The organism is Actibacterium sp. (genome assembly GCF_041584535.1).
GTDB lineage: Bacteria > Pseudomonadota > Alphaproteobacteria > Rhodobacterales > Rhodobacteraceae > Actibacterium_D.
The window spans coordinates 1-1,079 of record NZ_JBFHDW010000452.1; the positions used below are offsets into that span (position 1 = coordinate 1).

Annotated in this window: 3 protein-coding genes; all 3 read left to right on the forward strand. The window is 61.1% G+C overall.

Annotated features, from left to right (window positions below; all coding sequences use genetic code 11):
* The coding region (locus ABYW26_RS14685; protein ID WP_372605662.1) for a lyase family protein at positions 1-700 on the forward strand (700 nt) is incomplete at its 5' end.
* An 81-nt stretch (positions 701-781) separates the two neighbouring features.
* Entirely contained in the window at positions 782-961 is a 180-nt protein-coding gene (locus ABYW26_RS14690) for a DUF4169 family protein (RefSeq protein WP_372605663.1), read from the forward strand.
* Positions 958-1,079: ribbon-helix-helix domain-containing protein (locus ABYW26_RS14695; RefSeq protein WP_372605665.1), on the forward strand; the 122-nt coding region annotated here is incomplete at its 3' end. The genes ABYW26_RS14690 and ABYW26_RS14695, both read left to right, overlap by 4 nt.

Genomic DNA, 1,079 nt, shown 5'->3' on the forward strand with positions numbered 1-1,079 from the left:
CGGCACCGGCCTGAACACCAAAAAGGGCTGGGCTGAAATGGTCGCCCGCAACATGGCCGACATCACCGGCCTGCCCTTCGTCACCGCCCCCAACAAATTCGAGGCCCTCGCTGCCCACGACGCAATGGTGATGTTCTCGGGCGCGCTGAAAACCGTCGCGGCGTCGCTGTTCAAGATCGCCAACGACATGCGCCTGCTGGGCTCGGGCCCGCGCTCGGGTCTGGGCGAACTGATCCTGCCGGAAAACGAACCCGGCTCGTCGATCATGCCTGGCAAGGTCAACCCGACTCAGGCCGAGGCCCTGACCATGGTCTGCGCTCATGTCATGGGCAATGACGCCGCCGTCGGCTTTGCCGGCAGCCAGGGTCACTTTGAACTGAACGTCTATAACCCGATGATGTCCTACAACGTGCTGCAATCAATGCAGTTGTTGGGCGACTCGGCCAGCGCGTTCACCGACAACATGGTGGTTGGCACCAAGGCCAACGTCGCCCGCATCGACAAGCTGATGAAGGAATCGCTGATGCTGGTCACCGCTCTGGCGCCGACCATCGGCTATGACAACGCCACCAAGGTCGCCAAGACCGCGCACAAAAACGGCACCACCCTGAAGGAAGAGGCCATCGCCCTTGGGCTGGTCGACGAAGAAACCTTTGACCGCGTGGTGCGGCCCGAAGACATGATCGGTCCCAAAGACTAAGCGGACTTTAATCCACATCGAGAGGGCGGCGTCATTTGTGCCGCCCTTTTCTTTTGCACCGCGCTGGCGCATGATCCGGCCATGGGAAACGTCGTCAACCTGAACCAGGTCCGCAAGAAAACCGCCCGCGCCGAAAAGCGCGGCAAAGCCGATGCCAATGCGGTGAAATTCGGCCGGACCAAGGCGCAGAAAGATCTTGAGCGCAGCCAGAACGCCAAGCAGACCACGCAACTGGACGCCCACAAGCGCGACCCGGAATGAGCAGCCGACCGATCAAACGCTCGCTGACGCTGCGCGGGCATCGCACCAGTGTCTCGCTTGAGGATGATTTCTGGCGTGCCTTTCGCAAGATCGCGGACGAAAAAGGCAAGGCAATCAA

What these genes read in the sequence shown, in the direction of transcription:
- ABYW26_RS14690 (WP_372605663.1), top strand. Translation starts at nt 782, where the DNA reads ATGGGAAACGTCGTCAACCTGAACCAGGTCCGCAAGAAAACCGCCCGC.